Origin of the sequence: Streptomyces sp. NPDC006140 (genome assembly GCF_040628815.1) — a bacterium.
Lineage (GTDB): Bacteria > Actinomycetota > Actinomycetes > Streptomycetales > Streptomycetaceae > Streptomyces.
In genome coordinates this window covers 112,336-137,757 of the sequence record NZ_JBEXTS010000017.1, presented here as the reverse complement: position 1 = coordinate 137,757, position 25,422 = coordinate 112,336, and the positions used below count along the sequence as shown (strand labels likewise).

The window sequence follows — 25,422 nt, the reverse complement described above, 5'->3', positions numbered from 1 at the left end:
TCGAGACGCTTCCGCAACGCTCCGTACCGCACGTTCCGGCCCCCCGCGCCGTCACAGTCGCAAGAAGCCGACGCCAACGGACCCAGGGGGTACGGACGATGGAGCGGTACCGGACACGAAAACTGCTGCTCGCCCTCGCGGCGGCGGGCGGTCTGCTGCTCACCGCGTGCAGCGGGGGCGGCGACACCGGCGACAGCAGCGCCGCCGACCGCGGCGACCACACCGCGGGCCCGCCCGCCGCCGCCCACGGCGACCAGGACGGCACCGACGAGCGGGACGAGCGCCGGGAGGACCCCGACCACCTCTCCACCTTCGCCCTCGACGTCGACACCGCCTCCTACGACTACACACGCCGCGCCCTCGCCGACGGCCGGCTGCCCGACCCGTCGACGGTCCGCCCCGAGGAGTTCGTCAACAGCTTCCGCCAGGACTACGAACGCCCCGACGGCGACGGCTTCTCGGTCACCGTCGACGGCGCCCGCACCGACGACGAGGACTGGTCCCTGGTCCGCGTCGGCCTCGCCACCCGCACCGCGGAACGCGGCGGCGAACGCCCGCCCGCCGCCCTGACGTTCGTCATCGACGTCTCCGGCTCCATGGCCGAACCGGGCCGCCTGGACCTCGCCCAGGAGTCCCTCGCCGTGATGACGGACCGGCTGCGCGACGACGACTCGGTCGCGCTCGTCACCTTCAGCGACGAGGCCGAGACCGTCCTGCCCATGACCCGCCTCGACGGCAACCGCGACGAGATCCAGGACGCCATCGACGACCTGGACATCCAGAACTCCACCAACCTCGGCGCCGGCGTCGAGACCGGCTACGAGACCGCCGTCGAGGGCCTGCGCGAAGGCGCCACCAACCGGGTCGTCCTGGTCTCCGACGCCCTCGCCAACACCGGCGACACCGACGCGGACAGCATCCTGGAGAAGATCGCCGGCGAACGCCGCGAGCACGGCATCACCCTCTTCGGCGTCGGCGTCGGCAGCGACTACGGCGACGACCTCATGGAGACCCTCGCCGACAAGGGCGACGGCCACACCGTCTACGTGTCCGACGAGGACGAGGCCCGCAAGGTCTTCTGCGAGGAACTCCCGCGCCACATCGACCTCACCGCCCGCGACGCCAAGGCCCAGGTCGCCTTCGACCCGGAGACGGTGGAGGAGTTCCGCCTGGTCGGCTACGACAACCGCCGGGTCGCCGACGAGGACTTCCGCGACGACCGCGTCGACGGCGGCGAGGTCGGCCCCGGCCACACCGTCACCGCGCTGTACGCCGTCCGCACCGAGCCCGGCGCCGAGGGCCACCTCGCCACCGCCACCGTCCGCTGGCTCGACCCCGGCACCCGCGCCCCGCACGAGGAGAGCGGCGACCTGGAGGCCGACGCCCTCGACGACTCCGTCTGGAGCGCGAGCCGCGGTCTGAAGACCGCCGCCACGGCCGCCTACTTCGCCGACGTCCTCGGCCACGACGGCCCCTCCCTGCCCGGCGCCCCCCGGCTCGGCGAACTCTCCGAGCACGCCGACGACCTGGCCGACCGCACGGAGGACGAGGAGCTCCGCCGGCTCGCCGAGGCGATCGGCACCGCGAACCGCCTGAAGTGACCCCGGCCCATTGACCTATCCTTACGCCTGAGTAAGTTGACTCCAGAGTAAGGACTCGTGCAGGCGCGTGAGTACGAGCGGCAGCACGTCAGCCTCATCCGCGACCGGGAGCCGTCATGGGCGTACGCAAGGATCTGAAACGGGCGAAGCAGCGCACCGACCTGGCGATCCGCACGAAGGCGGAGACCGTCCGGGACGAGCGGGGCGTCGTCCGCGAGGCCCGCGTGGCCCCGCTCGCGCCCCGCCCGACGACCGGCAGCATCGCCGACCTCCCGTACACCAACGCGGCCGAGGCCCCCGACGCCGTGGTCCTGCGCCGCGAACGGCACGGCAGCTGGCAGCCCGTCACGGCGGCGGCCTTCGCCCGCGAGGTCACCGCCGTGGCCAAGGGCCTGATCGCGGCCGGCCTCGAACCGGGCAGCCGCGTCGCGGTGATGTCCCGCACCCGCTACGAGTGGACGGTCCTGGACTTCGCGATCTGGTCCGCCGGCGGCCAGACCGTCCCGGTCTACGCCACCTCCTCCGCCGACCAGGTGGAGTGGATCGTCCGCGACTCGGGCGCCCGCTACGTCGTCACGGAGACGGCCGAGAACGCCGACACGGTCCGGACCGGCACGGCGGACCATCCGCAACCCCCGCGCGTCTGGCAACTCGACGGCGGCGCCCTCGACGACCTCACCGCCCTCGGCCGGGACGTGACCGACGAGGAGGTCACCAAGCGCCGCACGGCCCTGACCCCCGACACCACCGCAACCCTCTGCTACACCTCCGGCACCACCGGCCGCCCCAAGGGCTGCGTCCTCACCCACGCCAACCTGCACGCCGAGGCCGCCAACACCGTCGAACTGCTGCACCCCATGTTCAAGGAGGTCACCGGCGAGACCGCCTCGACGCTCCTCTTCCTGCCGCTCGCCCACATCCTCGGCCGCACCCTGCAGATCGCCTGCCTGATGGGCCGCATCGAGATCGGCCACTGCCCGAGCATCAAACCCGACGAACTCCGCCCGGCCCTCAGGGCGTTCCGCCCCACCTTCCTGGTCGGCGTCCCGTACCTGTTCGAGAAGATCCACGACACCGGCCGCGCCACCGCCGAGAAGCTCGGCCGCGGCTCCTCCTTCGACCGCGCCCACCGCATCGCCGTCCGCTTCGGCCAGGCCCACATGAACAGGTTCCTGGGGAAGGGCAAGGGCCCGGGCCCCGGCCTGTACGCCGCGTGGGCCCTGTACGACCTGCTGGTCTACCGCCGCATCCGCAAGGAACTCGGCGGCCGCATGCGCTACGCCATCAGCGGCGGCAGTCCCTTGGACCGCGAGCTCAACCTGTTCTTCTACGCGGCCGGCATCCTGATCTACGAGGGCTACGGCCTCACCGAGACGACCGCCGCCGCCACCATCGTCCCGCCCCTGGCCCCCCGCCCCGGCACGGTCGGCCTGCCGGTCCCCGGCACCGCCGTCCGCATCGCCGACGACGGCGAGGTCCTCATCAAGGGCGGCATCGTCTTCGGCGCCTACTGGAACAACCCGGCCGCGACCGGCGAGGTCCTGGACGACGGCTGGTTCGCCACCGGCGACCTAGGCTCCCTCGACGAGGACGGCTACCTCACCATCACCGGCCGCAAGAAGGACATCCTCGTCACCACCGGCGGCAAGAACGTCTCCCCGGCCGTCCTGGAGGACCGCCTGCGCAGCCGCCCGCCCATCGGCCAGTGCCTCGTCGTCGGCGACAACCGCCCCTACGTCGCCGCCCTGATCACCCTCGACCCCGACGCCCTCGCCCACTGGCTCGCCGTCCGCAAACTGCCCGCCGACACCCCGCTGTCCGAGCTCGTCCACGACGAACGCCTGCGCGCCGACGTCCAGAAGGCCGTCGATCACGCCAACGAGGCCGTCTCGCGCGCCGAGTCGATCCGCGCCTTCGCCCTCGTCGAGGGCGACTTCACCGAGGAGAACGGGCTGCTGACCCCGTCCCTGAAGGTCAAGCGCCAGGCGGCGACGGCCGCGTACGCGGAGCAGATCGAGGCGCTGTACGCGAAGCAGCGCTGAACACGAACGGGCGGGCCGCCGAGCATCCGCTCGACGACCCGCCCGCTGCCGGGGGCCGGTGCGTCAGCCGCCGTTCGCCGACAGGACCGACACGTCCTCCAGCAGGTGCGCCAGCGCCCCGTCGCGCTTGGCCACGGTGGAGTTCTCGGCACACTGCTGCTGCTGGTGGTCCGACAGGATCGGGATGTCCTGGATCGGGATACCGATGAGCGCGCCCACACCGATCGGCAGGTCGTTCACGGCGATGCACGGCTTGTTGAAGGAGCCCTGGATCAGCGCCATCTGCGGGCTCATGTTGCCGTACGTGGACGAATTGCCGAAGCTCTGCATCGCCCCGTTGCCGTTCACGCTGGACGGACCACTGTCGTCGCCCACAGCCAGCGCCTGCGGGGCCGCGGCGGCGGAGGCTCCCATGACGGAAGCGGCGATCGCCGCGGTGGCAATAACCTTCTTGATCACTGACCAGTCCTTTCTGAGGAAACCCCGTCCTCCGGAGCGTTCTGGTCAACTGCACGGGCGGAGCATGGTTTCTCCTCATCACTCTGTCAGCCCATGCCAGGACAGTTTGTGTGTTCTTCGTTCCCGGTGATTATCGGGGCTTTTCGGCGCTGCGGGCCAACCGGGTGAACACCCGCAACCAAATATCCGGAGCCCGGTTGATGAGGCCGTAGGACATGCGTCGCTACGAGGAAAGGAACGCGAAGTGCTCAAGAAGGCAATGGTCGCCGCGGCGGCCGCCGCCTCTGTCATCGGAATGTCGGTGGCGGCAGCTCCCCAGGCTCTTGCCGTCGGGGACGACTCCGGACCGTCCGTCGCCAACGGCAACGGCGCCTCGTCGTCGTTCGGCAACTCGGCGACCAAGGGCGACATGAGCCCCCAGCTCTCGCTGGTCGACGGGACGCTCAACAAGCCCTGCGTCGCCGTTCAGGACCTCGACGTCGGCGTCGCACTTCTCATCGGCGTGGTGGTCCAGGACATCCCGATCCTGTCGGACCACGTCCAGCAGCAGTGCGCGGACAACTCCACGAACTCCAAGCGGGACGGCGCGCTCAACCACATCCTGGAGGACCTGTCGGTCCTGTCGGCGAACGGCGACTGACCCGTATTCGTACGCCGCCCGGGCGGCCCGCCGGATCCACGGCGGGCCGCCCGGCCGTATCCGCAACTTTTGGTCGGGCATTCGAGTGAATTACCCGACGCCGTACGTTCCTTAGTTTCTCCCGATGTCAATTCCTCGTTTGCAGGCTGCAGGTCATGGTGGGCATGACCGCAGAGAAGGGAAAGTTCATGAAGAAGAGCGCTGCTGTCGTCGCGGGCGCGATCATGGCTCTGGGCATGGCCACCCCGGCTGTCGCCGACGCCGGCGCCCAGGGTGCCGCGGTCGGTTCTCCGGGTGTCCTCTCCGGCAACGTGGTCCAGATTCCCGTGCACATCCCGATCAACGTGTGCGGCAACACCGTGGACATCATCGCCGCGCTGAACCCGGCGTTCGGCAACGAGTGCGAGAACGACTGACGCCGTAACGCACCGGCAGCACCGGCTGCGATCTGGCCGGCCCTGGGACAACACCATTCGTTCCAGGGCCGGCTTTTCCCACTTCTACCAGCAGGAAGACCACGAGATTGCGACAGACCCTGAGCAGGGGAATGGTCGCGGCAGCGGCCGCGACGAGCATCCTGTCCCTGTGCGGCGGCTCCGCCCTCGCCGACGCGTCGGCCGACGGAGCGGCCAAGGGCTCACCGGGCGCCGCGTCCGGCAATAACGTCCAGGCCCCGGTCCACGTACCGGTGAACGCCTGCGGCAACACCGTCGACGTGATCGCCGCGCTCAACCCGGCCTTCGGCAACTCCTGCGCCAGCGACGCGGAGAAGGACCGGGGCCACGGCGACGGCGGTTACGGGGACAAGGGACGCGGCGACGAGGGGCGGGAGGACGAGGGCCGGGGCGACGAGGAGCACGGCGACGACGGCCGCGACGGACCCGGCGGCCACGACTCCTCCGGCACCTCCGAGGACGGCAGGAGCGGTCACTCACCCGGTGCCGGCTCCGGCGAGGGCTCCCGCGGCGGCGACGGTGACGGTGGGTACGGCGACGGCGGTTACGGCTACGGCGACACACCCCCGACCAAGCCCCCGCACACGCCCCCGGCCCAGCCCCCGACGAAACCCCCGCACACCCCACCGGCCAAGCCCCCGCACACGCCCCCTCCGGGCGGCCACCACACGCCTCCCCCGGGGGACCACCACACGCCCCCTCCGGGCGGCCACCACACCCCGCCGCCCCCCGGCGGGGAGCACACACCCCCTGGTGGGGAGCACACACCCCCCGGCGGGGCGGAGCAGCCGCCCGGTCTCCCCGAGACCGGTGCCGGGGAACTGCTCGGTGCCGCGGCCACCAGTGCCGCGCTGATCGCGGGCGGCGCCGTGCTGTACCGGCGCGGCCGGGCCGCGTCGCACCGCTGACACACAGCGGGTGCCGGACGCTCGGCGTCCGGCACCCGTGGAGGCCTGTGGGATCAGCACTTGCCCGGGAAGAAGAACCCGAGCAGCGGGATGCCCAGCAGGGTCAGACCAAGGCTGTCGTGCTTGTCGCACTCCCTGGAGTCCGAGTGGTCGCGCTGGTGGTGGACGTTCGCTTCGGCGGCGGTCGCGGTGCCGCCGAGAACGGCGGCACTGAGGGCGAGGCTGCACAGCACCGTGGTGGTGCGCTTCATGTGAGTCATAGGACTAAAGTAGGCATTTCTCTACAAAAGGCACGTACTTCTATCGCGCCAGTCGGGTGAAGCGCCCCGCCGGGACCCGGCGCAGACGGTCCCGGAGGCGGTCGCACACGCGGCCCGCGGCATGCCGCCCCCACAGCTGCCACATCGCCCACCCGGGGGCCCGGTCGTCCGGGGCGTGCCACGCCAGTTCGCGGCCGGCGGGCGCGGGCCGCAGCGCGCTCAGCGGCGCGTAGTTCTCCACCACGAACGCCCGGCCCGGCCGCGGCGCCCCCTCCGGCAGCGGACGGTGCGTCAGGTCCAGGTGCAGGGCCCGTACGACGTCCAGGCCCGCCGTGTCCGTGAAGAGGCGGAACTGCGCCCCGGGGCGCGGGTTGAAGTCGAGCAGGTGGTAGCGGCCCGTCGTGCCGCAGCGGCGGAAGTCCAGGTCGAGGATGCCGCGGTAGCCCAGCGCCTCGGTGATCCGCTCGGCGAGCACGTGCACCTCGGGGTTCTCCGTCCAGCGGCCCACCGACGTCAGCCCCGCTCCCCGCGGCCGGGCGCGCTGCTTGCGGCCGGTGCCGCCGGCCCGCACCAGCCCGCCGCTGTCGGCGTACCCGTGGAAGAACCAGTCGCGGTCCGGCCCCGGCGGCAGGAACGCCTGGAGGAGCAGCCGGCTGCCCGCCTCCCCGGCGCGCGCGTACAGGTCCCGGGCCTGCTGCGCGGAGCGCACCAGCACGGTGCTGCGCAGGCCGCTGTCCGCCGGCACCAGCCAGGGTCTGCTCCACTTCGCGACCGCGGGCAGCCCGAGCCGGGCGACGGCCGAGGCGGCCTGGCGGGCGCTGTCCGGGACGAGCGTCTCGGGGTGCGCGACGTCCAGCGCGGCGCACATCCCGGCCAGTTCCGCCTTGTCGGCGACCCGCTCGGGCAGCGCGCCCGGCATCGCGGGCAGCAGGTACACGGACGCCAGTTCCGCCCGCATCCGGCCCACCGCGACGGCGCCCGCGTCGTCCATCGGGATCAGCACGGCCGGACGCCCGACGCGGGCGGCGACGCGGTGCAGCACGCGTGCGACCTCGGCCGGGGAGGCCCCGGGCGGCGGCGGTGCGTGCACCCCGCGCACGAAGCAGGACCGGCGTACGGGACTGGCCGCGCAGTCGGCGACCACGTGCACCTCCACGCCCGCCCGGCCGAGCGAGCGCACGGCACCCAGCGTTCCGTGGTGAAAGGGATTCCGGTCGATCCGCAGCAGAACCGCGGGGACGCGAATGTCGAGCAGCGACACGGGCTTTTCCTTCGAACTGGGTCACCGGTGCGGGCGAGGGGAACACTCGAAAGCCTTAGTGGCGGTGGCGTGAATCCGTTTCATATGACTGGGTGTCAGTAAGCGGAGTCCAACGAAAAGGGGCGGCCATGGCCACACAGCAGCGGCGCGCACGGTCCCGGCGGCTGGCATTCGTCGCGGCGGCGGTCGCCGTGTCGGCGGCCCTGGCGTCCGGCCACACGGTCGCCGCGGGCCCGGGGGCGGCACGGTCCGACGAGCCGCAGTCCACACCGGCGCCCGTGGCCACCCCCGTCACGCCATCGACCACACCAGCCGCACCCGCCGCACCCGCCGCGCCAACCGCGCCTGCCACGCCCACCGCACCAGCGGCCCCCACTGTCCCCGCGTTCGGCGCCTACCTCGACTACGGCCCCCGGGGCGTGACCCGGATGGCCCAGCTCAGCACCTGGCTCGGCGGGGCCGAACTGCGCGTCGGGCACACGTACCTGCCGGGCGACCGCTGGAGCAACATCGAGGGCCGGCCCGGCTTCCTCGACGTGTGGGCGAACTGGCGGCGCGAGAAGGCCGACCGGCTGCTCGTCCTCAACGTGCCCATGCTGGAGCGCAACGAGGAGGGCGTGCCCGACCACGAGGTGCGCCGGCTGCTGCGCGAGGGCGCGGCCGGCCGGTTCGACCACCACTTCCGCGCGCTCGCCGAGCGGCTCGTCGAGCTGGGGGTGCCGGACACGGTCCTCGTGCTCGGCTGGGAGATGAACGGCGTCACGTACACCCATCGCTGCGGACCGGACCCGGAGGCCTGGAAGCAGTACTGGAACAGGATCGTCACCACCATGCGCGCGGTGCCGGGCCAGAAGTTCCGGTTCGACTTCACGCCGAGTCGCGGCCGCGACGCCGTTCCCTGGACGCAGTGCTATCCGGGCGACGACACGGTCGACATCATCGGCATGGACGCCTACGACCAGCCGCGCGGAATGTCGTTCGACGAACAGGTGAAGGAGCCTTACGGGCTTCAGGAGCACGTGGAATTCGCGAAGGCCCACGGCAAGGCCATTTCCTTTCCGGAATGGGGACTGTTCCGCAACGGCGACAACGCCGAGTACATGAAGCGCATGCTCGCGTGGATGGACGAGCACAAGCCGCTGTACCAGACCCTGACGGACTACTGCCCGCACGGCGTGTGGCAGTGCGACGACAACCCGAGGGCGTCCGAGGTCTACCGGTCCTTCCTCTTCGGCCGCGACGACGCCCCGGACCCGGCCCCCACGACCCCGGCCCTGCCACCGGCCCCGACCCCCACACCGCAGCCGACCCGGCCCACTCCGGAGCGTCCGGCCGACTGCTCGCCGCTGGACCTCGGCGACTGGGTCGAGTACTGGATCGGCGGGAAGCTGTGCCTGCGCCTCGACTGGTGGTCGCGTACCGGGTAGCCGTGGGCAAGGCGCTCGGTCCGCGGCGGCGGGCCCGGTCAGGGCCGGCCGCCGCGGTCGCGTTCCCGCAGGCGGCGCAGCAGCTCCTTGCCCCGCCGCCGCGCGGACGCGGCGCACAGCGCCGCCGACAGCAGGGGTGCCGTGCGCCGCCGGGCCAGCAGCAGCCGCTGGTTCACCACCGTCTCGGGGCGCCAGTGGTGCTTGTAGGGCTCGTTGCCGCGCAGCAGGCTCAGCGTGCCGAGCGTGCCGTCCTTGGTGTGGGTGGCGGTCGAGTCGAGCAGCATCGCCGCCACGTCCGCCTTGTGCTCGCGCAACCGCGGATGGGCCCCGTACAGATAGCCGCCCGCGAGCCGCGCCGAGAGCAGCGTCAGGTCCACCGCCACCACCTCGTCGTCCAGCCGGAACTCGGTGACCACCGCGTCCCCGGAGCGCGCCATCGGCCCGACCGACCGCACCAGGTGCTCACGGAACCGCGTCCGCAGGTGTTCCGGCGTCACCTTCCGCCCCTGCCACTGCAGCCGGTGCAGCTCCAGCAGCCGCAGCAGCGCCGCCTCCACCTCGCCGGGGTCGACGACCCGGCGCTGGATGCCGAGCGCGTCCAGCCGGCGCAGCTTGGCGCGCAGCCGCTGCTGGGTCTTGGACGGCAGCCGGGCGATCAGTTCGTCCATCGGCACGGCCGGCAGCTCCAGGCACACCGAGTCGTCGACCCGGCCGCGGGGCCCGGGCCAGCGCTCGTAGACCCGTTCGGCGGCACCGCCGGGCCGGACCTCGCGCAGGTCGATCAGCGCGGTGCGGGCGGCGGCCGCGAGCGCGTCGGTGAGCGCGGCCACGGCCGCCTCGCCGTGCTCGTCGTCGACCAGCACGTCCTCGTAGTCGGAGATCGCCCCGCCGAGCGGCACCAGCGCCGGCAGCGGACGCCGTACCAGCCTCAGCGGCGCGGCGGCGACCAGGTCACCGCCGTCGCCGTCCCGCACCAGCACCAGCCGCAGCCGCCCGCGCCCGCCGTACGACACCCACCAGGAGTGCAGCCAGGCGTGGCTCTGGAAGGGGGTGGCGGCGGCGTAGCGCCGGTTCAGCCGGTCCCAGTCGGCGGCGAGGCCGGCGAAGGCACGCTCGTCGGTGACGAGTTCGGCGGTGTACGTCACAGCTGTCCGTGGGCGTCGGCGGCGACGGCCGGGCCGGGCACGGCGGCGGGCGGTCCGGCCTGGTCGGCGGCCCGCCGGGGGCGGACCAGCAGCGCCAGCCCGCCGAGCAGGCCGCCCGCGCTCGCGCCGACCAGTCCCGTCACCGAGGCGGTCGCCGAGGACGGCTCGGCGGGCGGCAGGGCGCGGGCGAACTGCCGGAGTTCGACGTGGGTGGACCGCTCGGCGTCCTCCGCGTGCCGGGTCAGCGCCCGGGCCACGGCGTTCGCGATGTCGGCGGCCAGGTCCGGACGGGCGGAGGTCGCCGTGACCGCCACCATCGGCGCGTCCGGCGAGGTCGCCGTCCGGACGCTGTCCTGGAGCGTCCGCACGGGCACGCCCGCCCACACCGGCGCGTCCCCGAGCACGGCGAGCTGCGGGGCGACCCGGCCGTAGGCCTGGGCGAAGCCGAGGGCGGTGGCGGTGTCGGACTTCGCCGTCGGCACGGCGACGACATAGCTGGTCGCCGTGTACTCCGGTGTCCTGACCAGGCCGTAGGTGCCGCCGAGCAGCCCCCCCGCCACGGCCCCGGCCGTGAGCAGGGACCAGGGGGGCAGGGACCTGGCGAGGGTGGTGACCGGGCGGTGCTGCCGTGTGGGGGTGTCGGTCATGAGGTGCGGGCTTCCTGGAACGAGGGGGACAGGGGGCGGGAGACCGCGTCGGCGTACACGTCCATGAGCCGGGCGGCGCTGCGGGTGATGCAGTAGTGGCGGGCGGCCTCGGGCACCGTGCGCGGCCCCGGGCCCTGCCGGCGTAGGTCCGCCAGGGCCCGGGCGTACGCGTCGGGGCCGCCGGTGACGTGCCGGGCGGTGGGAGCGGCGGTCGGGGGCAGGTCCTGCAGGGCCGGGCAGGAGGCGTAGAGCACCGGCAGGCCGGACGCCAGTGCCTCCACGACGGCCAGGCCGAAGGCCTCCTCCGGGGACGGTGAGGCGAGGACGTCCATCGCGGCGGTCAGCGACGGCAGGTCGGGTCCGTCCGAGCCGTCCGGGACGCAGGGGCGTTCGCCGGTGAACAGCACCCGGTCGGCGACCCCGGCGGCCCGGGCCGTGCGGCGCAGCACGTCCTCCTCGGGGCCGCCGCCGACCAGCAGCAGCCGGTGGTCGTCGGGGAGTTGGGCCAGTGCCCGGATCAGGACGCCGAAGCGCTTGCCGGGGGCGAGGCGGCCGACGGCGCCGATGACGTACGCGTCGTCCGGCAGGCCGAGCCGGCGGCGCGTGTCCTGGCGGCGGGCCGGGTCGAAGCGGAAGCGGGCCAGGTCGATGCCGTTGGGCACGACCTCGATGCGCGGCCCGGGCACGCCCCAGCGCCTCAGCCGCTCGGCGACCGTGGGGGAGACGGCGACCGTCGTACGGCCGAGCCGTTCGCCCGCGAGGTACAGGGCGCGGACCCCCGCGTTGAGCGGGCGGCCCTCCATCTGCGAGGCGCCGAGCGAGTGCTCGGTGGCGACGACCGCCCGGACCCCGGCGAGGCGCGCGGCGATCCGGCCGTAGAGGCAGGCGCGGTACAGGTGGGTGTGCACGAGCTGGTAGCCGCCCGCGCGGATGACCCGCACCAGGCGGGCCAGGGCGCCGAGGTCGCGGTTGCCCGCCATGCCGAGGTGGTGCACGCGCACCCCGTCGGCGCGCAGCCCGGCGGCCACCGGGCCCGGGTTGGTCAGGGTCACCACGTCGCAGTCGACGGGCAGGTGCCGCAGCAGCAGCCGCAGTTGCTGCTCGGCGCCGCCGACGCCGAGGCCGGTGATGATGTGCAGGGCTCTCACCGCGGCTCCTCCACGGGTCGGCGGCGCAGCCGGTGCAGCCGGTGCTTCAGGAACAGCCGTACGGCGGTGTCGTTCTGGCCGATGTGCGCCCGGGGCAGGGCGTGCGGGCCGCCGAGCGGGCCGGGGTCGATCGCGCAGCCGTAGGTGTAGCCCGCGTCCCGTACGGCGTCGACGGCCCGCCGGTCGACCGTGCCGTAGGGGTAGCAGAAGCCGGCGGGCGGGGTGCCGGTCAGCTCCGCGAGCACCGTCCTGCTGCCCTCGACCTCCGACGTCAGGGCGATGTCGTCCGCCTCGGTGAGGTCGACGTGGGTGAGGCCGTGCGAGCCGATCTCGATGCCCTCGGCCGCCGCGTGCCGGACGCCGTCGGCGGTCAGCAGCGGCTTGCGAGGGCCCAGCGGGTCCCAGGCGTTGTCGCCGCCGAGCCGGCCGGGCAGCACGAACAGGGTGGCGCCGCAGCCGTGGCGGCGCAGCACGGGCAGGGCCTCGGTGACGAAGTCGGCGTATCCGTCGTCGAAGGTGAGCCCGACCAGGTCGCGGCCCGCGCCGCGGGCCCGGGCGGCGAGCAGCTCGGCCATCGACACGCCGCGCAGCCCGCGCCGCCGCAGCCAGCCGAGCTGCCGGTCCAGCCGCTCGGGGGTGACGGTGATGCGGTACGGGTCGTCCGAGGGGTCGCCGACGGAGTGGTACATCGCCACGAACGGGGCCGGGCCGGGTCTGGCGCGGGTGCCGGTGTCCGGGGAGTCAACGGGAGCGGCCATGAGGGAGCCTTCGTGAGACGGAACGGAGGGACTTCAGCGCGGTGACGCAGCCCTGGTCGCCCAGGGCCCGGCCGAGCAGGAGGAAGACGGCGGCGACGGTGAGCGCGCCGGCGGTGAGAGCGAGGACGGGGGAGCCGAAGCGGCCCGCGGCCCAGGCGCCCGCGAGCGTCGCGGCCACCGCCGCGCCGACCGGGCGGCCGAGCTCGCAGAGCATGCGGCAGGTGCGGATCGGGATGCTGCGGGGGCCCATGCCGGCGAGCAGCAGCGCGGCCGTGACGGTGATGCCGGCGGCGTTGGCGGCGGCGATCCCCATGACGCCCCAGGGGCCCACCGCCCAGGCGCCGGCACCGGCGGTGACGACGAGACCCGCCGCCATCGCGCCGAGCGGGTACCAGGTGGCCCGGCCCGCCGAGAAGTAGGAGCGGATCAGGGCGCCGACCAGGGTCTGCGCCAGCAGGCCGAAGGCGTACACGCGCATCACCCGGACCGTGGCCGTCGTGTCCCGGCCGGTGAACGCGCCGCGCTGGAAGAGCAGTTCGATGATCTGCGGGGCGCAGGCCACGACGACCGACGCACCGGCCAGCACCAGGCACGCGGCCAGGGCGAGATCGCGTTCCACGCGGGCGCGGGCCCGCTCGGTGTCGCCGTCGGCCAGGGCGCGGGCGACCACCGGGAAGGTGACCGTGCACAGCATCAGCGACAGCGTCATGGGGATCTGGGCGACCTTCTGCGCGTAGTTCAGGTGCGAGATGGCGCCGGCGGGCAGGGTGGAGCCGAGGAACCGCTCGATCAGGACCTGGGACTGCCGGCACAGCGCGAACAGCAGGACGGCGGCGAGCAGGGCCAGTCCCATCGGACGCCCGCCGCCCTCCCCACCGGCCGGCCCGGCCGCCGACCGTCCGCGCAACTCGCGCCACAGCACCGGCAGTTGGGCGACGACCATCAGACAGCCGCCCGCCGCCACGCCGAACGCCGCGGCGCGCACGCCCCACCGCCCGCCGAGCACGAGCACCGCGGTGATGATGCCGGTGTTGTAGGCGACGTAGATCGCCGCCGGGGCGAGGAACCGGCGGTGGGCGCGCAGGGCCGCGCTGCAGTACCCGGCCAGCCCGAAGGTCAGCGCGCAGGTGGCGGTGAGCCGGGTGCAGTCCACGGCGAGCGCGGGGTCGGGCAGGCCCGGGGCCAGGACGCGCACGACCTGCGGGGCGCAGACGGCCAGGAGCGCGGCGACGGCGGCGAAGGCCAGGGCCAGCCGGGGCAGCGTACCGGCGACCAGCGCACGCACCGGGTCGCCGGGAACGCCCTGCGCGCGCCGGGCCAGGGCCATGCTGAACGCCGGGATCAGCGCGATGGCCAGCCCGTCCTCGATGAGCAGCGTGGCCGCGAACTCCGGCACGGTCCACGCCACGAGAAACGCGTCCGTCGCACTCCCCGCCCCGAACATCCGCGCCAACGCCTGATCCCGCACCAGCCCGAGCAGGGCCCCGGCGGCGGAGAGGACGGCGGTGAGCAGCGTGGCCCGGGCGAGAAACCCGCGGGTGACGGGGGCGTCGGCGGGGGACGGGTGGCGGGTGGCCGAAGGGGCGGTTGCGGCGGGCACTCGGGGGCCGGGGGAAGTGGGGGAGGGGGCGGATGCCCCGGCGGCAGCCGAGGGCTCGGGGGCGGTGGGGGTTCTGCTCGGGGCTGAGCTCCGGGAGGTGGCCCGGGCCTCGCTCGCGGCCGAAGTCCGCGAGGCGGTCGGGGCTTTGCTAGGGGCTGGAGTCGGGGAGGCGGCCCGGGGCTCGCTCGTGGCCGAGGGACGTGGGGCAGCCGAGGCCGCCCCGTTCGCGGTCGTGGGCCGGGGCAGCGGCGTCTCTCCGCTCGCGTCCCTCTGTTCGGGCGTCACCGTCATCGTGCCGGGGCCTCCTCCGTCAGACCCCGGGCGTCCGCCCCGGCCTGGTCCCGGTCGGGCACCGCCGGGGCGTCGACGGCGGACAGGCCCCACCACGCCGCCAGGCCGAAGCACATCGCGGTGAGGACCGTCGACGGGCCCCCGATGTCGGCGTAGGCGAAGTCGGTCAGCTGCCAGACCAGCAGGCCGCAGGCGATCAGGCCGCAGTCGAGGCCCGGTCCGCAAGCCCGGCGGGTCCGCCACAGGGCGCGCACCGCGCACAGCAGCAGCGCCAGCCAGCTGCCCGCCAGGGCCAGGAGACCGATCAGCCCCTGCTCGGCCAGGATGAGCAGGTACATGTTGTGGGGCGACAGCAGCGGCTGCTTGCGGAAGCCCGCGCCCGCGCCCTCCGTGTCGCTGCCCGCGGAGAGGGCCAGCGAGGCGTGGGAGTCGCGGTGTTCGGGGAACCCCTTCAGCCCCACCCCGGCCAGCGGATGCTCGCGCCACATGCCGGTCGCCGCCGCCCACATGGTGTACCGGTCGGTCACCGACTGGTCGGGCGCGTCCGCGACCCGCGAGATGCTGCTGATCCGCTCCTGCAGCATCGCCGTACCGAGCCCGAAGCCCCCCACCAGGACGACGCTCACCGCGGCCACCACCGCCCCGGCCGCCAGTGCCCGCCGCAGCCCGGCCAGCAGCAGTTGCGCCGCGACCGTCACCGCCGTAGCGATCCACGCCCCGCGGCTGAAGGACAGCGCGAGCGGCGGCAGCAGCGCCAGCGCGCAGGCCAGCGCGACGATCCGCTGCCGTACGGGCGCGGCCCCGAGCGCGAGACCCACCGCGCACACCAGCCCGAGGGAGACGACCGTGGCCATGCCCATCACGTCCTGCGCCCCGAACGTGCCCACGGCCCGCACCGGCCGCCCCTGGTACGAGGCACCGGTCCCGGTCGCGTACTGGTGCACGCCGACCGCCCCCTGCCACCCCGCCAGTGCCACGAACGCCCAGGCGAGCAGCCGGAAGTCGCCCCGGTCCCGGACCAGCAGCAGCACGGCGGCCGGGACCAGCACGAAGACCTGGAGGTAGCGGCCGAGGCCGACGAGCCCCTCGCCCGGCGACGCCGCGCCCATCGCGGCGACGGCGGCACCGAGCACCGGAAGGCCCAGCACCACGGCCGCCGCGGGGGACAGCGGCCGCCGCCGGTCCCGTACGACACGGACCGCGCAGTACAGCACCACCAGCGCGGACACCGCGTCGGCGGGTCCGGCACCGCCCTCGCCGCCCGGCCCCAGCGGCAGCGCGAGCAGGACGACGACGGCCAGCAGCGGCAGGACGGGCGCGTGCGCCCCAGCCCGGATCATCGCCCGCTCAGCTCCCCGTCGGACGCACGAGCGCGGCGGCCGTACGCAGCAGGAGGCAGACGTCCTGCCACAGCGACCAGTCGTCGATGTACGCGTTGTCGAACCGCGCCCGGTCCTCGATCGAGGTGTCGCCGCGCAGCCCGTGCACCTGGGCCAGACCGGTGATGCCGGTCCGCACCCGGTGGCGGTCCGCGTAACCGGGGTGGGTCTGGCCGAACTTGGCGACGAAGTAGGGGCGTTCGGGCCGCGGGCCGACCAGGCTCATGTCGCCGCGCAGGACGTTCCACAGCTGGAGCAGCTCGTCCAGCGAGGTGCGGCGCAGGAAACGGCAGAACCACGGCATGCGGCGTTCGTCCGCCACGCTCCAGCGGGTCGCCGACTCGTGCTCGTCGACCGGGCGGTGGGTGCGGAACTTCAGCAGCGTGAAGGGCCGGCCGTCCTTGCCGATCCGCTCCTGCCGGAAGACGACCCCCGGCCCGTCGGTCGTCCGCAGCACCGCCGCGCACACCAGCAGCAGCGGGCTGACCAGGAGGAGCAGCACCCCGGACACGACGACGTCCAGAACCCGTTTGGCGGCACTGCCGCGCTGCCCGGCCCCGAGGTCCAGGCGACGGCAGGAGAACCCGGCGAGCCGGTCCCGCGACCGGTACGACGGCACGTCCGGGTCGACCTCCCACACCGCGCAGCCCGACTCGGCCAGCGCCCGCAACAGCGCCCCCTGCCCGGCCCGCACCGACGGGTGCACGACCAGCACCTCGCACACCCCGTTCTGGACGATCGCCCGCTGCACCTCCTCGCCCGTGGTCAGCACCGGCAGCCCCTCACCGCCGTCCGGCTCCTCGGCGACGACCCCCACCGGCCGCACCCCGTACCGGGGATGCCGCAGCACGGCCGCGGCCACGCGCTGCGCGGTGGCCGCGGGCCCGATGACGAGCGCGGCCCGCGGCCGGCGCAGCAGGCCGGCGCGCCGCCAGGCGTGCACCGCGCCGCGCCCGGCGCAGCTCGCCGCGGTCTGGAGCAGGAAACCGGTGAGCAGCGTCCGGACGGACAGCGCGTGGTGCGGGGCGTACGCCGCCGCGAACGCCCCGAGCGCCAGCCAGGCCACGGCGATCCGGCCGCACACGGCGGGCAGTTCGTCCAGCACGGCGGGCACGCGCGCGGGCCGGTGCGGGCGCGGCAGCAGCGAGGCGGCCACCAGCACCGCCACGAGCAGCGGGCGGCGCTGGCCGCCGGTGAGCGCCAGCACGCCCAGCACGGCGGCGGCGCCGTCCGCGGCGAGCAGGGGCAGCGGTGACGCGGCCCGGACCGCGGGCCGCCGGACGGGGAGGCGGAAGCCCGCCGCGGCGCCGCGCGGCGGCAGGAGCGTCACGGGCGTGAATCCGGGGTCCCGCGGCTGCCCGGCGGGAGGGGGAACGGTGCTTTCCGCGGTCACGAGTGGACTGACTCCCTGTACTCGGTGGACACGGCGTCCGCGTCCAGGAGTTCGCGGTACACGTCCGCGACCGCCTGGGCCGTGCGGCGCACGTCGTGTGTGGACAGGACGTGCCGGCGCGCCCGCCGGCCGAGCGACTCGCGCAGCGGCGGATCGAGCAGCAGCGCGGCGAGGGCCCCGGCCAGTGCCGCCGGGGCGACGGCGGGGACCAGGCAGTGCGGGGTGTGGCCGGGGGGCAGGCTCTCGCGGGCCCCGCCGACGTCCGTCACGACCACCGGCCGTCCGCACGCCATGGCCTCCAGCGGCGCCAGCGCCATGCCCTCCCAGCGCGACGGCAGGACGACCAGGTCCGCCGCCTGGTACCAGGGCACGACATCGGCGACGTCCCCCGTGAACAGCACGGAACGCGGCGCCAGGGCCCGCAGCCGGCCGTGGTCCGGCCCGTCGCCGACCAGCGCCAGCCGCGCTCCGGGCACCCGCCGCAGCACGGACTCCCACGCCGTCAGCAGGACGTCCTGCCCCTTCTGCCGGCACAGCCGCCCCACGCACACGACCAGCGGCGCCCCCGGATCGACGTCCGGCAGCAGCCTCGCCCGTACGGCGTCCGCGGCGGCCGGACGGAAGCGTTCGACGTCGATCCCGTTGGGGACGACACTCCACCGCCCCCGGACCCCGGCCGCCGCCCCGAGCCGGCGCTCCGCCTCGCTGACGCACACCACCCTCGCCGCCCAGCGCGCGCCCGACCGCTCCCAGCCGCGGGCGAGGGCCGCGGTGGTCCCGCCGACCGCCTCGAACGACCAGGCGTGCGGCTGGAACACGGTCGGGATCCGCCCCCGCACGGCGAGCCGCCCGGCCAGTCCGGCCTTCGCGCTGTGCGCGTGCACCAGGTCGGGCCGCACGTCCGCGACGACACGGGCCAGCCGCCGCGCCTCGCCCATCAGCGACGGCCCCGGCGAGCGCGTCGCCGCCCAGTGCCGTACGTCCGCGCCGAGCGCCGCGAGCCGGGCCGCGAGGGGGCTGTCGGGGCAGGCGACCGTGACGCGCAGGCCGGCGGCGAGCTGGGCGCGGGCCAGGTCCGTCACGACCCGGGCCACCCCGCCGTCCACGGGCTGGGTGACGTGCAGGACCCGTGGCGAAGGGTCGGTCGGTGACAGGTGCATGCGCGGTTTCCTCGCTCACGGACGGCGCTCGGGACGGCGGGAACGCGCCTCACTGCCGGATGCCGACGGCGCCGAAGAGCGCGCCGGCGCACGCCGCGTTCCGCTGGGGAACGAGCCGGAAGGCCACCTGGTCACCACCACACCGCAGGGCTTCGCGGAACGTGGTCCTTTCGACAGACGGGTCAGGGGCCGTCACGAGTGCGATCTGCTTGCTGTCGGGGTGCGTTGAGAGGTGCGCAACTGTAGTCGCCATCCGTACTATTCCGGAGAAACCGGACGAGTGTGTCGGAACCGTGAAGAGCGCCCCTGCGCCGGGATCACTCCTTTGGCGGCACAACTCGCGCGCACGCCACGCGTTGACACAACGCCGGGCATCCGCCCGGATGTTTGTGTCAACCCCCAAGGAGCACCTCTCCATGTCGCGTATCGCGAAGGGCCTGGTCCTGACCTCCGCTGCCGCTGCCGCTGTCGCGGGCAGCACCGGCATCGCCGCCGCCGACGCCGGCGCGCAGGCCGCCGCCGCCCACTCCCCGGGCGTGCTGTCCGGCAACGTCGTCCAGGTGCCGCTGCACATCCCGGTCAACGTCTGCGGCAACACGGTCGACATCATCGGCCTGCTGAACCCGGCGTTCGGCAACGAGTGCGAGAACGACTGACGTCGTTCCCGGAACACCTGGCCGGCCGCTCTCCCGTGGGACCACACGGAAGGGCGGCCGGTTCGCGTTGCGCCGAACGGGGGCGGCGGGGCGGCCCGGCGGGCGGGGCCGCGCACGCCGCCTCACCAGGGGGGACGCCGCCGGGCCGGGGGTGCGGTGCTGACCTGGGGCGTTCGCTCGGTTGCGGAGCGTTCCGGCCGCTCGCACGGTGGGCACAAAGATCCGACGCACCACCGAAAGGAACCCCCATGCGTCTGCCCGCACGGCGAATCGCGACCTCCGCGCTCTGCGCCACGCTGCTGCTCGGGGTCACCGGGCCCGCGGCCCTGGCCGCCGACAGCGCATCGGCCCCGGAGCGCGCCCACGCGGCGTCCCGGGCCCCCGTCCCCGAGGCGGACGAACTGCTCGTCCAGGTCGAGATCCTGGGTGACCTCGGCGGCGTGCTCACCCCGGTCGCCGACCTTCTGAGCGCCGTGCTCAAGGCGGACGGCGGCCAGCTGGCGCCCTCCCAGGCGGCCAAGCTCGGCACCTCGGTGCAGGACGCCATCGACCAGGCGACCGCGACCTCTCCGGCGGCCCCGCCGGCGGTGGCCCAGCCGGACGCCACAGCCCCGAGCAGCCCGCTGCCGCAGGCCAGCACGCTGCCCGCGCCCGTCGAGGACCGGGCCGAGGTGCCGGACGGACTCGCGGCCGAGGCGCTGGCCGCCCTGGAGAAGGCGACCGACGATCTGCTCAAGGCCGTGACCTCGGGCGACGCCGCCAAGGTGAACCCGGCCGTCGACTCGGTCGTGTCCAACCTCGTCGACACCGTCGCCGCCACGCTGGTCGGCAGCAGGCTGCCCGCCCCGGACCTGGCCGGCCTGCCCTCGCTGCCGAAGGCCCCCTGAGGCCCGCCTCGCCCCTTATGAAGTCGTGCCGGCCGCCAGGACCGGCACGACTTTCTGTTTCAGCGGCTTCTGTTTCAGCGGCTTTCCGTTCAGCGGCTTTCTGTTTGAACGACTCATATGAGGTTCCGGCCATGGGGTTTCCGCTCCGCGCAGACCTCGTTAGGCACGGCGTCAGAATTCCCCGCCGGCGACACCCGTCGCCGAAGAAAGGATTCACGATGAAGTCCCTGAAGGCTGCCGCCGTCGTCGCCGGTTCCCTCGTCGCCGCAGCCGGCGCCGCCCCCGCCCACGCCGCCTACGACACCGACGCCGTCACCCCCACCAGCCTCAACGGCGCCGTCAACGCGCTCACCCGGGAGCCCATCGACCCGATGCCGCTCAAGCACCAGTCGAACGCGCTCGACACCGAGAACGAGGACTCCGTGCTCAGCACGGTCAAGCAGGCGACCACGAAGCTGAACCAGAACGGCGGGCTGCTCGGCGGGCTTCCGCTGCCGAAGTGACCCCGCCCGCGCACGACGCGGCGAGCACGGCGGGCGCCGGCCGGGCGTTCGCCCTGCTGCTGGTCGTCACGGGAGCGGCGGGGCTGCTGGCGTCCTGGATCATCACCCTCGACAAGTTCAAGCTGCTCGAGGACCCGGACTTCACCCCCGGATGCAGCATCAACCCGGTCCTGTCCTGCGGCAGCGTCATGGAGAGCGACCAGGCCGAGGCCTTCGGGTTCCCCAACCCGATGCTGGGACTGGTCGCCTACGGCGTCGTCGTCTGCGTCGGCGTGAGCCTGCTGGCCGGCGCCCGGTTCCCCCGCTGGTACTGGCTGGCCTTCGACGCCGGATGCCTGTTCGGTGTGGGGTTCGTGTCGTGGCTGCAGTTCGAGTCGCTGTACCGGATCGGCGCGCTGTGCCTGTGGTGCTGCCTGGCGTGGGCCGCGACGATCCCGCTGTTCTGGTACGTGACGTCGTTCGCCGTGCGGCACGCCTTCCTGCCCGCGCCCGGCCCGGTGCGCCGCTTCCTCGACGAGTTCACCTGGCTGCCGCCGGTGCTGCACCTCGGCGTCGTCGGCATGCTGGTCCTGACGCGTTGGTGGGACTTCTGGACGAGCTGACGGACACCCCGTCCCGGGCGGTCCGTCGTATTACTGCGGCAGTCGGGGGAATTGTGCGCTGGTGCGGTTCCCCGGCTCGTTACTCGGTACGCACGCTGAGCCCCCGACACGTGAAAGGGACCGTACCCCAGATGAAGTCGACCACCCGAGGAACCCTCGCCGCAGTGATCACGTGTGTGGCGGCCGCGGCCGGCGCCGCCGCCGCGACCCCCGCCGCCGCGGTCGGCACGGTCCCCGTCCCCGTGCCGCTGGGCGGCGCCGAGAAGGCCCTCAACGTGGAACTGCCCGAGGCCACCGGGGAACTGCCCGTGCCGATGCCGGGCTCGCCCGACGGGCCCCGCTACGTCGAGGGCCGGCTCATCCCCGAGCGGGCGATCCCCCAGCTGCCGGTCCACGGCGGACTGCCCGGCGCCGACCTGCGGGCGCCCCTGCCGCACGTCCTCGGCGCCGGCTTCGACCACGTCGGCGTCGACGCCCCCGCCTCCGACCTGCGTACGCTCGCGCCCGGCGTCTCCGTCGACGCCCCGCTCAGCTCGCCCAACGCGGACGGCTTCGGCCTGCCCCAGCCGCAGCTGCCGCAGGTGGGCGTGCTGGCCCCGGTGGTGCAGGCGGTACCGACGGCGGACCTGGGTCTCGGCCCCGGGCTGTAGACCGGCCGGCCGTACCGGGTGTTCTCGTGTGGCCCCCGCGGTGGTGACCGCGGGGGCCTTCGGGCTGTTACCGCAGTGACAACCCGAGCGGAACGAGGAGCACGACATGGTCGTAGGCGTCGGTGGAGTACCGGTGGGAGCGGCGGGGGACGGGGGCGCCGCGGGCACCCGGCGGGGTGTGCTGCGCGGCCTGGCGGCCGCGGCGGCCGGCGCCGTGCTGGCCCCCGTCGCCGTGGCCGCCTGGCCCGAGGAGTCCGACGGCAGGAACACGGACGTGCGGGCCGGTGACGGCATGTTCGAGGAGACCTACCGGGGCCGCCTCATCCGCGGCGTGCCGATCCCCTCCCCGGCGCAGGAGGTCGGTGACGTGGACTGGCACGTCACCGTGGACGGGCGGCCGTTGCACCTGATGCGCCGCGCCGACGGCAGCTGGCTGAGCATGGTCGACCACTACCGCTCTTATCCCACCCCGCTGGCGGCGACCCGCGCCGCCGTCGACGAAATGGGCCCGGGGCAGCGCCTGCGCGACCTGCCCGGCCACGGCCCGGGACACCAGGACGGGGGAGCCCATGGCGTACACGCGTAAGGACGTCAGCACCCTGACGCGCACCGAGAGGCGCCGGTTCGTCAAGGCGATGCTGGAGGTGAAGCGGCGGGGCGAGTACGACGAGTTCGTGCGCACGCACATCGAGTACTACACCGCCGACGGCGAGGACGGCCTGCGCACGGCCCACATGGCGCCCTCCTTCCTGCCCTGGCACCGGCAGTTCCTGCTGGAGCTGGAGAAGGCGCTGCGCCGGGTCGACGCGTCGGTGTCCGTGCCGTACTGGGACTGGACCCGCGACCGCACGACCACATCGGTGCCCTGGACCGCCGACCTCCTCGGCGGCAACGGGCGGCGCTCCGACCGCCAGGTGATGACCGGGCCGTTCGCTTACGCGGAGGGCAACTGGACCATCAGGGAGGGCGTGACCGACGAGGAGTTCCTCACCCGGGACCTCGGCCGCGCCCGCGACCCGATCAAGCTGCCCACCAGGAGCGAGCTGGAACGGGCCCTGAAGGACCCGGTGTACGACGTCTCGCCCTGGGACTCGACGGCGGGCAAGGGCTTCCGCAACAAGCTGGAGGGGTGGGGGAGCGGGCGGGGCAGCGCCTCCTGGTACAACCACAACCGCGTGCACCGCTGGGTCGGCGGGGTCATGGTCGGCGGCGCGTCCGTCAACGACCCGGTCTTCTGGCTGCACCACGCCTTCATCGACCTGGTGTGGTCCCGCTGGCAGCGGCGCCACCGCAACCACCGCTACCTGCCGGCGAAGCCGCCCGGACCGGACAGCGCGCAGTACCGGCGGGTGGTGGCGCGGCACGAGAAGCTGCCGCCGTGGGACGTGACGCCGGACCAGCTGGAAGACCACGGGCGGATCTACCGGTACGCGTGAGCCGGTGGCGCGGCTTCGGCCGGTCGTCCTGCTCATGCGGAGAGCCCCGGCGCTCGACGTGCCGGGGCTCTCCGTGGGTGCACGGGGGTGCGCAGTGATCAGTGGCCGTACCCGTAGCCACCGTGGTGGCCCTTGTGGTCGTCCTTGTTTTCGCACTCGTTGCCGAACGCCGGGTTCAGCAGGCCCACGATGTTGACCGTGTTGCCGCAGAGGTTGATCGGCACGTGGACCGGGACCTGCAGGACGTTGCCCGACAGGACGCCCGGCGACCCGACGGCCTTGCCCTGGGCGCCCGCGTCGGCCAGGGCCAGACCGGCTCCGCTGACCACCACGGCACCCGTGCCGAGCGCGACACCGGCTGCCTTCGCGATGCGAGACATCACGTTCTCCTTCTGACTCGGTGAGCACGGCGGCAGGAGGCGCGCCGCACTCCCCGTTCAACGCGCCCGTTCACCGAGGGTCACGGCGATCATGGCCGGATCACCCGTCCTGGAGGCGGTCGGCGGAGCCGGTCAGGGGAGCCGTCGTACCGGAGCGCCGTCGAGGAAGGCGCGGATGTCCTCCACGACCTGCCCGTAGTAGGTCGCGTAATTGGCGCGGGAGACGTAACCGAGGTGCGGGGTGGCGAGGAGGCGGGGAGCCGTGCGCATCGGGTGCCCGGCGGGCAGGGGCTCGATGTCGAAGACGTCCACGCCGGCGCCGGCGATACGGCCCGCGTGCAGGGCGTCGAGCAGGGCGTCCTGGTCGACGATCTCCGCGCGCGAGGTGTTGACCAGGTAGGCGGTGGGCTTGAGCAGGGCGAGTTCCGCGGGCCCGAGCAGGCCGCGGGTGCGATCGCTGAGCGCGAGGTGGATGGAGACGAAGTCGCTGTCGGCGAGCAGCTGCTCCTTGGAATCGGCGAGTTCCACGCCGACCTCCTCTGCCCGCTCCCGGGTGAGGTTCTGGCTCCAGGCGCCGACCCGCATGCCGAAGGCGAGGCCGACCTGGGCGACCCGGCTGCCGATCTTCCCCAGACCGAGGAGCCCGAGACGACGGCCGTGCAGGTCGGCGCCGACCGTGCTCTGCCAGGGGCCGCCGGCGCGCAGGGCGGTGTTCTCCTCGACGATGCCGCGGGCGAGGCCGAGCAGCAGCGCCCAGGTCAGTTCGACCGGCGGGGTGGGGGAGCTGGCCGTGCCGCAGACCGTCACGCCGTGCGCCTCGGCGGCCGCGTAGTCGATGACCGAGTTGCGCATGCCGGAGGCGACGAGCAGTTTCAGCCGGGGCAGCCGGGCGATCAGCGAGCCGGGGAACGGCACGCGCTCGCGCAGGGTCACCACGATGTCGAAGTCGGCGAGGGCGGCGGCCAGGGCGTCCTCGCCGTCGAAGTGCCGGTCGAACGAGACGACCTCCACGTCGTCCGCGACCACCGACCAGTCGGCGACCTCGGTCGCCACCTTCTGAAAGTCGTTCAGCACAGCACAGCGCAGCCGCACGTCGTTCCCCTCTCACGGACCGAGCCTCGGGACACCGACTCTACGACGGGCTTCCGAATCCCCCGCGGGCTGCCTACCGTGGCTGTCACCGGGCAAGGAAGCACCAGCGCAGGGGGGCGCAGTGGAGGCTGAGCTTGCGGCACTGGCCGCGTCCGGGGCCACGACCCTGGTCGGGCTCATGGTGTCGGACAGCTGGACAGCGGCGCGGGACCGCGTGGCGCGGTTCTTCGCGCGGCGCGGTGACGACGGCGCTGTGGAGGAGGAACTGCAGTCCGCGCAGGCTGAGTTGGCGGCGGCCCGGGACGCGCGGGACGACGACGCCGCGGCCGGTGTCGAGGCGGAGTGGCGGACCCGGCTGCGGCGTGCGCTGGAAGCCGACCCCCGGGCCGCCGAGGAACTCAGGTCGCTGCTCGCGGAGCTGGAGCCGCGGGAGGGCGGGGAGCCGTCGGTCTCGGTGCACAACAGCATCAGCGGCGGCGTGCAGCACGGGCCGGTCGTGCAGGGGCAGAGCTTCTCCGGGCTGACGTTCCACAGCTCCGGTACGGCTTCGCACGAACGAGACTGAAAACGTCAACTCACCTTTACCGCATGGGCGTTCCTTTATCAAACGCGCACGCGTGTCCCTCCGGTCTCGGCTACGGT

Annotated in this window: 27 protein-coding genes; 14 read left to right on the top strand and 13 right to left on the bottom strand. The window is 74.0% G+C overall.

Features of this window, described 5'->3' with window-relative positions; all coding sequences use genetic code 11:
• Positions 1 to 98 precede the first annotated feature (98 nt).
• Together ABZ386_RS34440 and ABZ386_RS34435 are read left to right on the top strand one after the other, a co-directional pair.
• The gene (locus ABZ386_RS34440) at positions 99 to 1,601 is read left to right on the top strand and encodes a von Willebrand factor type A domain-containing protein (RefSeq protein ID WP_358967520.1); all 1,503 of its coding nucleotides are present in this window, start codon (positions 99 to 101) and stop codon (positions 1,599 to 1,601) included.
• A gap of 116 nt (positions 1,602 to 1,717) precedes the next feature.
• On the top strand, positions 1,718 to 3,643 hold the full coding sequence (locus tag ABZ386_RS34435; protein WP_358967517.1) for an AMP-binding protein: 1,926 nt from the start codon (positions 1,718 to 1,720) through the stop codon (positions 3,641 to 3,643).
• Between the two features lie 63 nt (positions 3,644 to 3,706).
• On the opposite strand, the gene ABZ386_RS34430 is transcribed toward ABZ386_RS34435, so the two are convergent.
• Positions 3,707 to 4,102 (bottom strand): rodlin, encoded by a 396-nt coding sequence (locus tag ABZ386_RS34430; RefSeq protein WP_351346543.1) that lies wholly within the window; start codon positions 4,100 to 4,102, stop codon positions 3,707 to 3,709.
• Between the two features lie 244 nt (positions 4,103 to 4,346).
• Between ABZ386_RS34430 and ABZ386_RS34425 the strand changes: the two genes are divergently transcribed.
• The 3 genes from ABZ386_RS34425 (at position 4,347) to ABZ386_RS34415 (ending at position 6,105) form a co-directional block, all read left to right on the top strand.
• Positions 4,347 to 4,742 carry a rodlin gene (locus tag ABZ386_RS34425; RefSeq protein WP_344538212.1) on the top strand — a complete coding sequence of 132 codons (396 nt, stop codon included), beginning with the start codon at positions 4,347 to 4,349 and terminating at the stop codon, positions 4,740 to 4,742.
• Between the two features lie 164 nt (positions 4,743 to 4,906).
• Positions 4,907 to 5,158, top strand: coding sequence for a chaplin (locus ABZ386_RS34420; RefSeq protein ID WP_232840473.1), 252 nt, complete (start codon positions 4,907 to 4,909; stop codon positions 5,156 to 5,158).
• Between the two features lie 131 nt (positions 5,159 to 5,289).
• On the top strand, positions 5,290 to 6,105 hold the full coding sequence (locus ABZ386_RS34415) for a chaplin (RefSeq protein WP_358967514.1): 816 nt from the start codon (positions 5,290 to 5,292) through the stop codon (positions 6,103 to 6,105).
• A gap of 53 nt (positions 6,106 to 6,158) precedes the next feature.
• Here ABZ386_RS34415 and ABZ386_RS34410 read toward each other — a convergent pair whose 3' ends face one another.
• The gene (locus ABZ386_RS34410; RefSeq protein ID WP_157993106.1) at positions 6,159 to 6,365 is read right to left on the bottom strand and encodes a hypothetical protein; all 207 of its coding nucleotides are present in this window, start codon (positions 6,363 to 6,365) and stop codon (positions 6,159 to 6,161) included.
• A 40-nt stretch (positions 6,366 to 6,405) separates the two neighbouring features.
• A complete protein-coding gene (locus ABZ386_RS34405; RefSeq protein WP_355727156.1) occupies positions 6,406 to 7,626 on the bottom strand; it encodes an ATP-grasp domain-containing protein in 1,221 nt (406 codons plus the stop codon).
• Between the two features lie 128 nt (positions 7,627 to 7,754).
• On the opposite strand from ABZ386_RS34405, the gene ABZ386_RS34400 reads away from it, so the two are divergent.
• Positions 7,755 to 9,053 (top strand): glycosyl hydrolase, encoded by a 1,299-nt coding sequence (locus tag ABZ386_RS34400; protein ID WP_358967511.1) that lies wholly within the window; start codon positions 7,755 to 7,757, stop codon positions 9,051 to 9,053.
• A 38-nt stretch (positions 9,054 to 9,091) separates the two neighbouring features.
• On the opposite strand, the gene ABZ386_RS34395 is transcribed toward ABZ386_RS34400, so the two are convergent.
• The 8 genes from ABZ386_RS34395 to ABZ386_RS34360 form a co-directional block, all read right to left on the bottom strand.
• Positions 9,092 to 10,198 carry a GNAT family N-acetyltransferase gene (locus tag ABZ386_RS34395; protein WP_358967508.1) on the bottom strand — a complete coding sequence of 369 codons (1,107 nt, stop codon included), beginning with the start codon at positions 10,196 to 10,198 and terminating at the stop codon, positions 9,092 to 9,094.
• Positions 10,195 to 10,845, bottom strand: coding sequence for a lipopolysaccharide biosynthesis protein (locus tag ABZ386_RS34390; RefSeq protein ID WP_358967505.1), 651 nt, complete (start codon positions 10,843 to 10,845; stop codon positions 10,195 to 10,197). Before ABZ386_RS34390 ends, ABZ386_RS34395 begins: the two co-directional genes overlap by 4 nt.
• A complete protein-coding gene (locus ABZ386_RS34385) occupies positions 10,842 to 11,993 on the bottom strand; it encodes a glycosyltransferase (protein WP_358967502.1) in 1,152 nt (383 codons plus the stop codon). The genes ABZ386_RS34390 and ABZ386_RS34385 overlap by 4 nt, the downstream gene beginning before the upstream one ends.
• Positions 11,990 to 12,751, bottom strand: a complete 762-nt coding sequence (locus ABZ386_RS34380) for a polysaccharide deacetylase family protein (protein WP_351346528.1) — start codon at positions 12,749 to 12,751, stop codon at positions 11,990 to 11,992. The genes ABZ386_RS34385 and ABZ386_RS34380 overlap by 4 nt, the downstream gene beginning before the upstream one ends.
• Positions 12,735 to 14,351: a lipid II flippase MurJ gene (locus tag ABZ386_RS34375; RefSeq protein ID WP_358967499.1), complete on the bottom strand. Its 1,617-nt coding sequence runs from the start codon at positions 14,349 to 14,351 to the stop codon at positions 12,735 to 12,737. Before ABZ386_RS34375 ends, ABZ386_RS34380 begins: the two co-directional genes overlap by 17 nt.
• A gap of 287 nt (positions 14,352 to 14,638) precedes the next feature.
• Entirely contained in the window at positions 14,639 to 15,982 is a 1,344-nt protein-coding gene (locus ABZ386_RS34370; protein WP_358967496.1) for an O-antigen ligase family protein, read from the bottom strand.
• Between the two features lie 7 nt (positions 15,983 to 15,989).
• Entirely contained in the window at positions 15,990 to 17,414 is a 1,425-nt protein-coding gene (locus ABZ386_RS34365) for an exopolysaccharide biosynthesis polyprenyl glycosylphosphotransferase (RefSeq protein WP_356500867.1), read from the bottom strand.
• Positions 17,411 to 18,574 carry a glycosyltransferase family 4 protein gene (locus ABZ386_RS34360; RefSeq protein WP_358967493.1) on the bottom strand — a complete coding sequence of 388 codons (1,164 nt, stop codon included), beginning with the start codon at positions 18,572 to 18,574 and terminating at the stop codon, positions 17,411 to 17,413. Before ABZ386_RS34360 ends, ABZ386_RS34365 begins: the two co-directional genes overlap by 4 nt.
• A 416-nt stretch (positions 18,575 to 18,990) precedes the next feature.
• On the opposite strand from ABZ386_RS34360, the gene chpG reads away from it, so the two are divergent.
• From chpG to ABZ386_RS34325, 7 genes are all read left to right on the top strand, one after another.
• Positions 18,991 to 19,230, top strand: coding sequence for a chaplin ChpG (gene chpG / locus ABZ386_RS34355; RefSeq protein WP_062926927.1), 240 nt, complete (start codon positions 18,991 to 18,993; stop codon positions 19,228 to 19,230).
• Between the two features lie 248 nt (positions 19,231 to 19,478).
• Complete coding sequence (locus ABZ386_RS34350) at positions 19,479 to 20,117, top strand: hypothetical protein (RefSeq protein ID WP_351346518.1); 639 nt, start codon at positions 19,479 to 19,481, stop codon at positions 20,115 to 20,117.
• Positions 20,118 to 20,335: 218 nt separating this feature from the next.
• Complete coding sequence (locus ABZ386_RS34345; protein ID WP_114252661.1) at positions 20,336 to 20,620, top strand: hypothetical protein; 285 nt, start codon at positions 20,336 to 20,338, stop codon at positions 20,618 to 20,620.
• Positions 20,617 to 21,222, top strand: a complete 606-nt coding sequence (locus ABZ386_RS34340) for a vitamin K epoxide reductase family protein (protein WP_358967490.1) — start codon at positions 20,617 to 20,619, stop codon at positions 21,220 to 21,222. Before ABZ386_RS34345 ends, ABZ386_RS34340 begins: the two co-directional genes overlap by 4 nt.
• 131 nt (positions 21,223 to 21,353) lie before the next feature.
• A complete protein-coding gene (locus ABZ386_RS34335; protein ID WP_356500863.1) occupies positions 21,354 to 21,872 on the top strand; it encodes a hypothetical protein in 519 nt (172 codons plus the stop codon).
• Positions 21,873 to 21,978: 106 nt separating this feature from the next.
• On the top strand, positions 21,979 to 22,458 hold the full coding sequence (locus tag ABZ386_RS34330; protein ID WP_351346511.1) for a tyrosinase family oxidase copper chaperone: 480 nt from the start codon (positions 21,979 to 21,981) through the stop codon (positions 22,456 to 22,458).
• Entirely contained in the window at positions 22,442 to 23,308 is an 867-nt protein-coding gene (locus ABZ386_RS34325) for a tyrosinase family protein (protein ID WP_351346509.1), read from the top strand. The genes ABZ386_RS34330 and ABZ386_RS34325 overlap by 17 nt, the downstream gene beginning before the upstream one ends.
• 98 nt (positions 23,309 to 23,406) lie before the next feature.
• On the opposite strand, the gene ABZ386_RS34320 is transcribed toward ABZ386_RS34325, so the two are convergent.
• Both ABZ386_RS34320 and ABZ386_RS34315 read right to left on the bottom strand, forming a co-directional pair.
• Positions 23,407 to 23,688: a chaplin gene (locus ABZ386_RS34320; protein ID WP_351346507.1), complete on the bottom strand. Its 282-nt coding sequence runs from the start codon at positions 23,686 to 23,688 to the stop codon at positions 23,407 to 23,409.
• A 132-nt stretch (positions 23,689 to 23,820) separates the two neighbouring features.
• Positions 23,821 to 24,780 (bottom strand): D-2-hydroxyacid dehydrogenase family protein, encoded by a 960-nt coding sequence (locus ABZ386_RS34315; RefSeq protein ID WP_358967487.1) that lies wholly within the window; start codon positions 24,778 to 24,780, stop codon positions 23,821 to 23,823.
• A 121-nt stretch (positions 24,781 to 24,901) separates the two neighbouring features.
• On the opposite strand from ABZ386_RS34315, the gene ABZ386_RS34310 reads away from it, so the two are divergent.
• The gene (locus ABZ386_RS34310) at positions 24,902 to 25,345 is read left to right on the top strand and encodes a hypothetical protein (RefSeq protein WP_356617780.1); all 444 of its coding nucleotides are present in this window, start codon (positions 24,902 to 24,904) and stop codon (positions 25,343 to 25,345) included.
• Positions 25,346 to 25,422: the final 77 nt, after the last annotated feature.

Bases quoted from the DNA above. Each gene is read 5' to 3' on its own strand.
- ABZ386_RS34325 (WP_351346509.1), top strand. From the start codon at position 22,442: ATGGCGTACACGCGTAAGGACGTCAGCACCCTGACGCGCACCGAGAGG.
- ABZ386_RS34420 (WP_232840473.1), top strand. From the start codon at position 4,907: ATGACCGCAGAGAAGGGAAAGTTCATGAAGAAGAGCGCTGCTGTCGTC.
- ABZ386_RS34345 (WP_114252661.1), top strand. From the start codon at position 20,336: ATGAAGTCCCTGAAGGCTGCCGCCGTCGTCGCCGGTTCCCTCGTCGCC.
- ABZ386_RS34390 (WP_358967505.1), bottom strand. From the start codon at position 10,845: ATGACCGACACCCCCACACGGCAGCACCGCCCGGTCACCACCCTCGCC.
- ABZ386_RS34410 (WP_157993106.1), bottom strand. From the start codon at position 6,365: ATGACTCACATGAAGCGCACCACCACGGTGCTGTGCAGCCTCGCCCTC.
- ABZ386_RS34440 (WP_358967520.1), top strand. From the start codon at position 99: ATGGAGCGGTACCGGACACGAAAACTGCTGCTCGCCCTCGCGGCGGCG.
- ABZ386_RS34330 (WP_351346511.1), top strand. From the start codon at position 21,979: ATGGTCGTAGGCGTCGGTGGAGTACCGGTGGGAGCGGCGGGGGACGGG.
- ABZ386_RS34400 (WP_358967511.1), top strand. From the start codon at position 7,755: ATGGCCACACAGCAGCGGCGCGCACGGTCCCGGCGGCTGGCATTCGTC.
- ABZ386_RS34350 (WP_351346518.1), top strand. From the start codon at position 19,479: ATGCGTCTGCCCGCACGGCGAATCGCGACCTCCGCGCTCTGCGCCACG.
- ABZ386_RS34435 (WP_358967517.1), top strand. From the start codon at position 1,718: ATGGGCGTACGCAAGGATCTGAAACGGGCGAAGCAGCGCACCGACCTG.
- chpG (WP_062926927.1), top strand. From the start codon at position 18,991: ATGTCGCGTATCGCGAAGGGCCTGGTCCTGACCTCCGCTGCCGCTGCC.
- ABZ386_RS34380 (WP_351346528.1), bottom strand. From the start codon at position 12,751: ATGGCCGCTCCCGTTGACTCCCCGGACACCGGCACCCGCGCCAGACCC.
- ABZ386_RS34370 (WP_358967496.1), bottom strand. From the start codon at position 15,982: ATGATCCGGGCTGGGGCGCACGCGCCCGTCCTGCCGCTGCTGGCCGTC.
- ABZ386_RS34360 (WP_358967493.1), bottom strand. From the start codon at position 18,574: ATGCACCTGTCACCGACCGACCCTTCGCCACGGGTCCTGCACGTCACC.
- ABZ386_RS34335 (WP_356500863.1), top strand. From the start codon at position 21,354: ATGAAGTCGACCACCCGAGGAACCCTCGCCGCAGTGATCACGTGTGTG.
- ABZ386_RS34320 (WP_351346507.1), bottom strand. From the start codon at position 23,688: ATGTCTCGCATCGCGAAGGCAGCCGGTGTCGCGCTCGGCACGGGTGCC.
- ABZ386_RS34415 (WP_358967514.1), top strand. From the start codon at position 5,290: ATGGTCGCGGCAGCGGCCGCGACGAGCATCCTGTCCCTGTGCGGCGGC.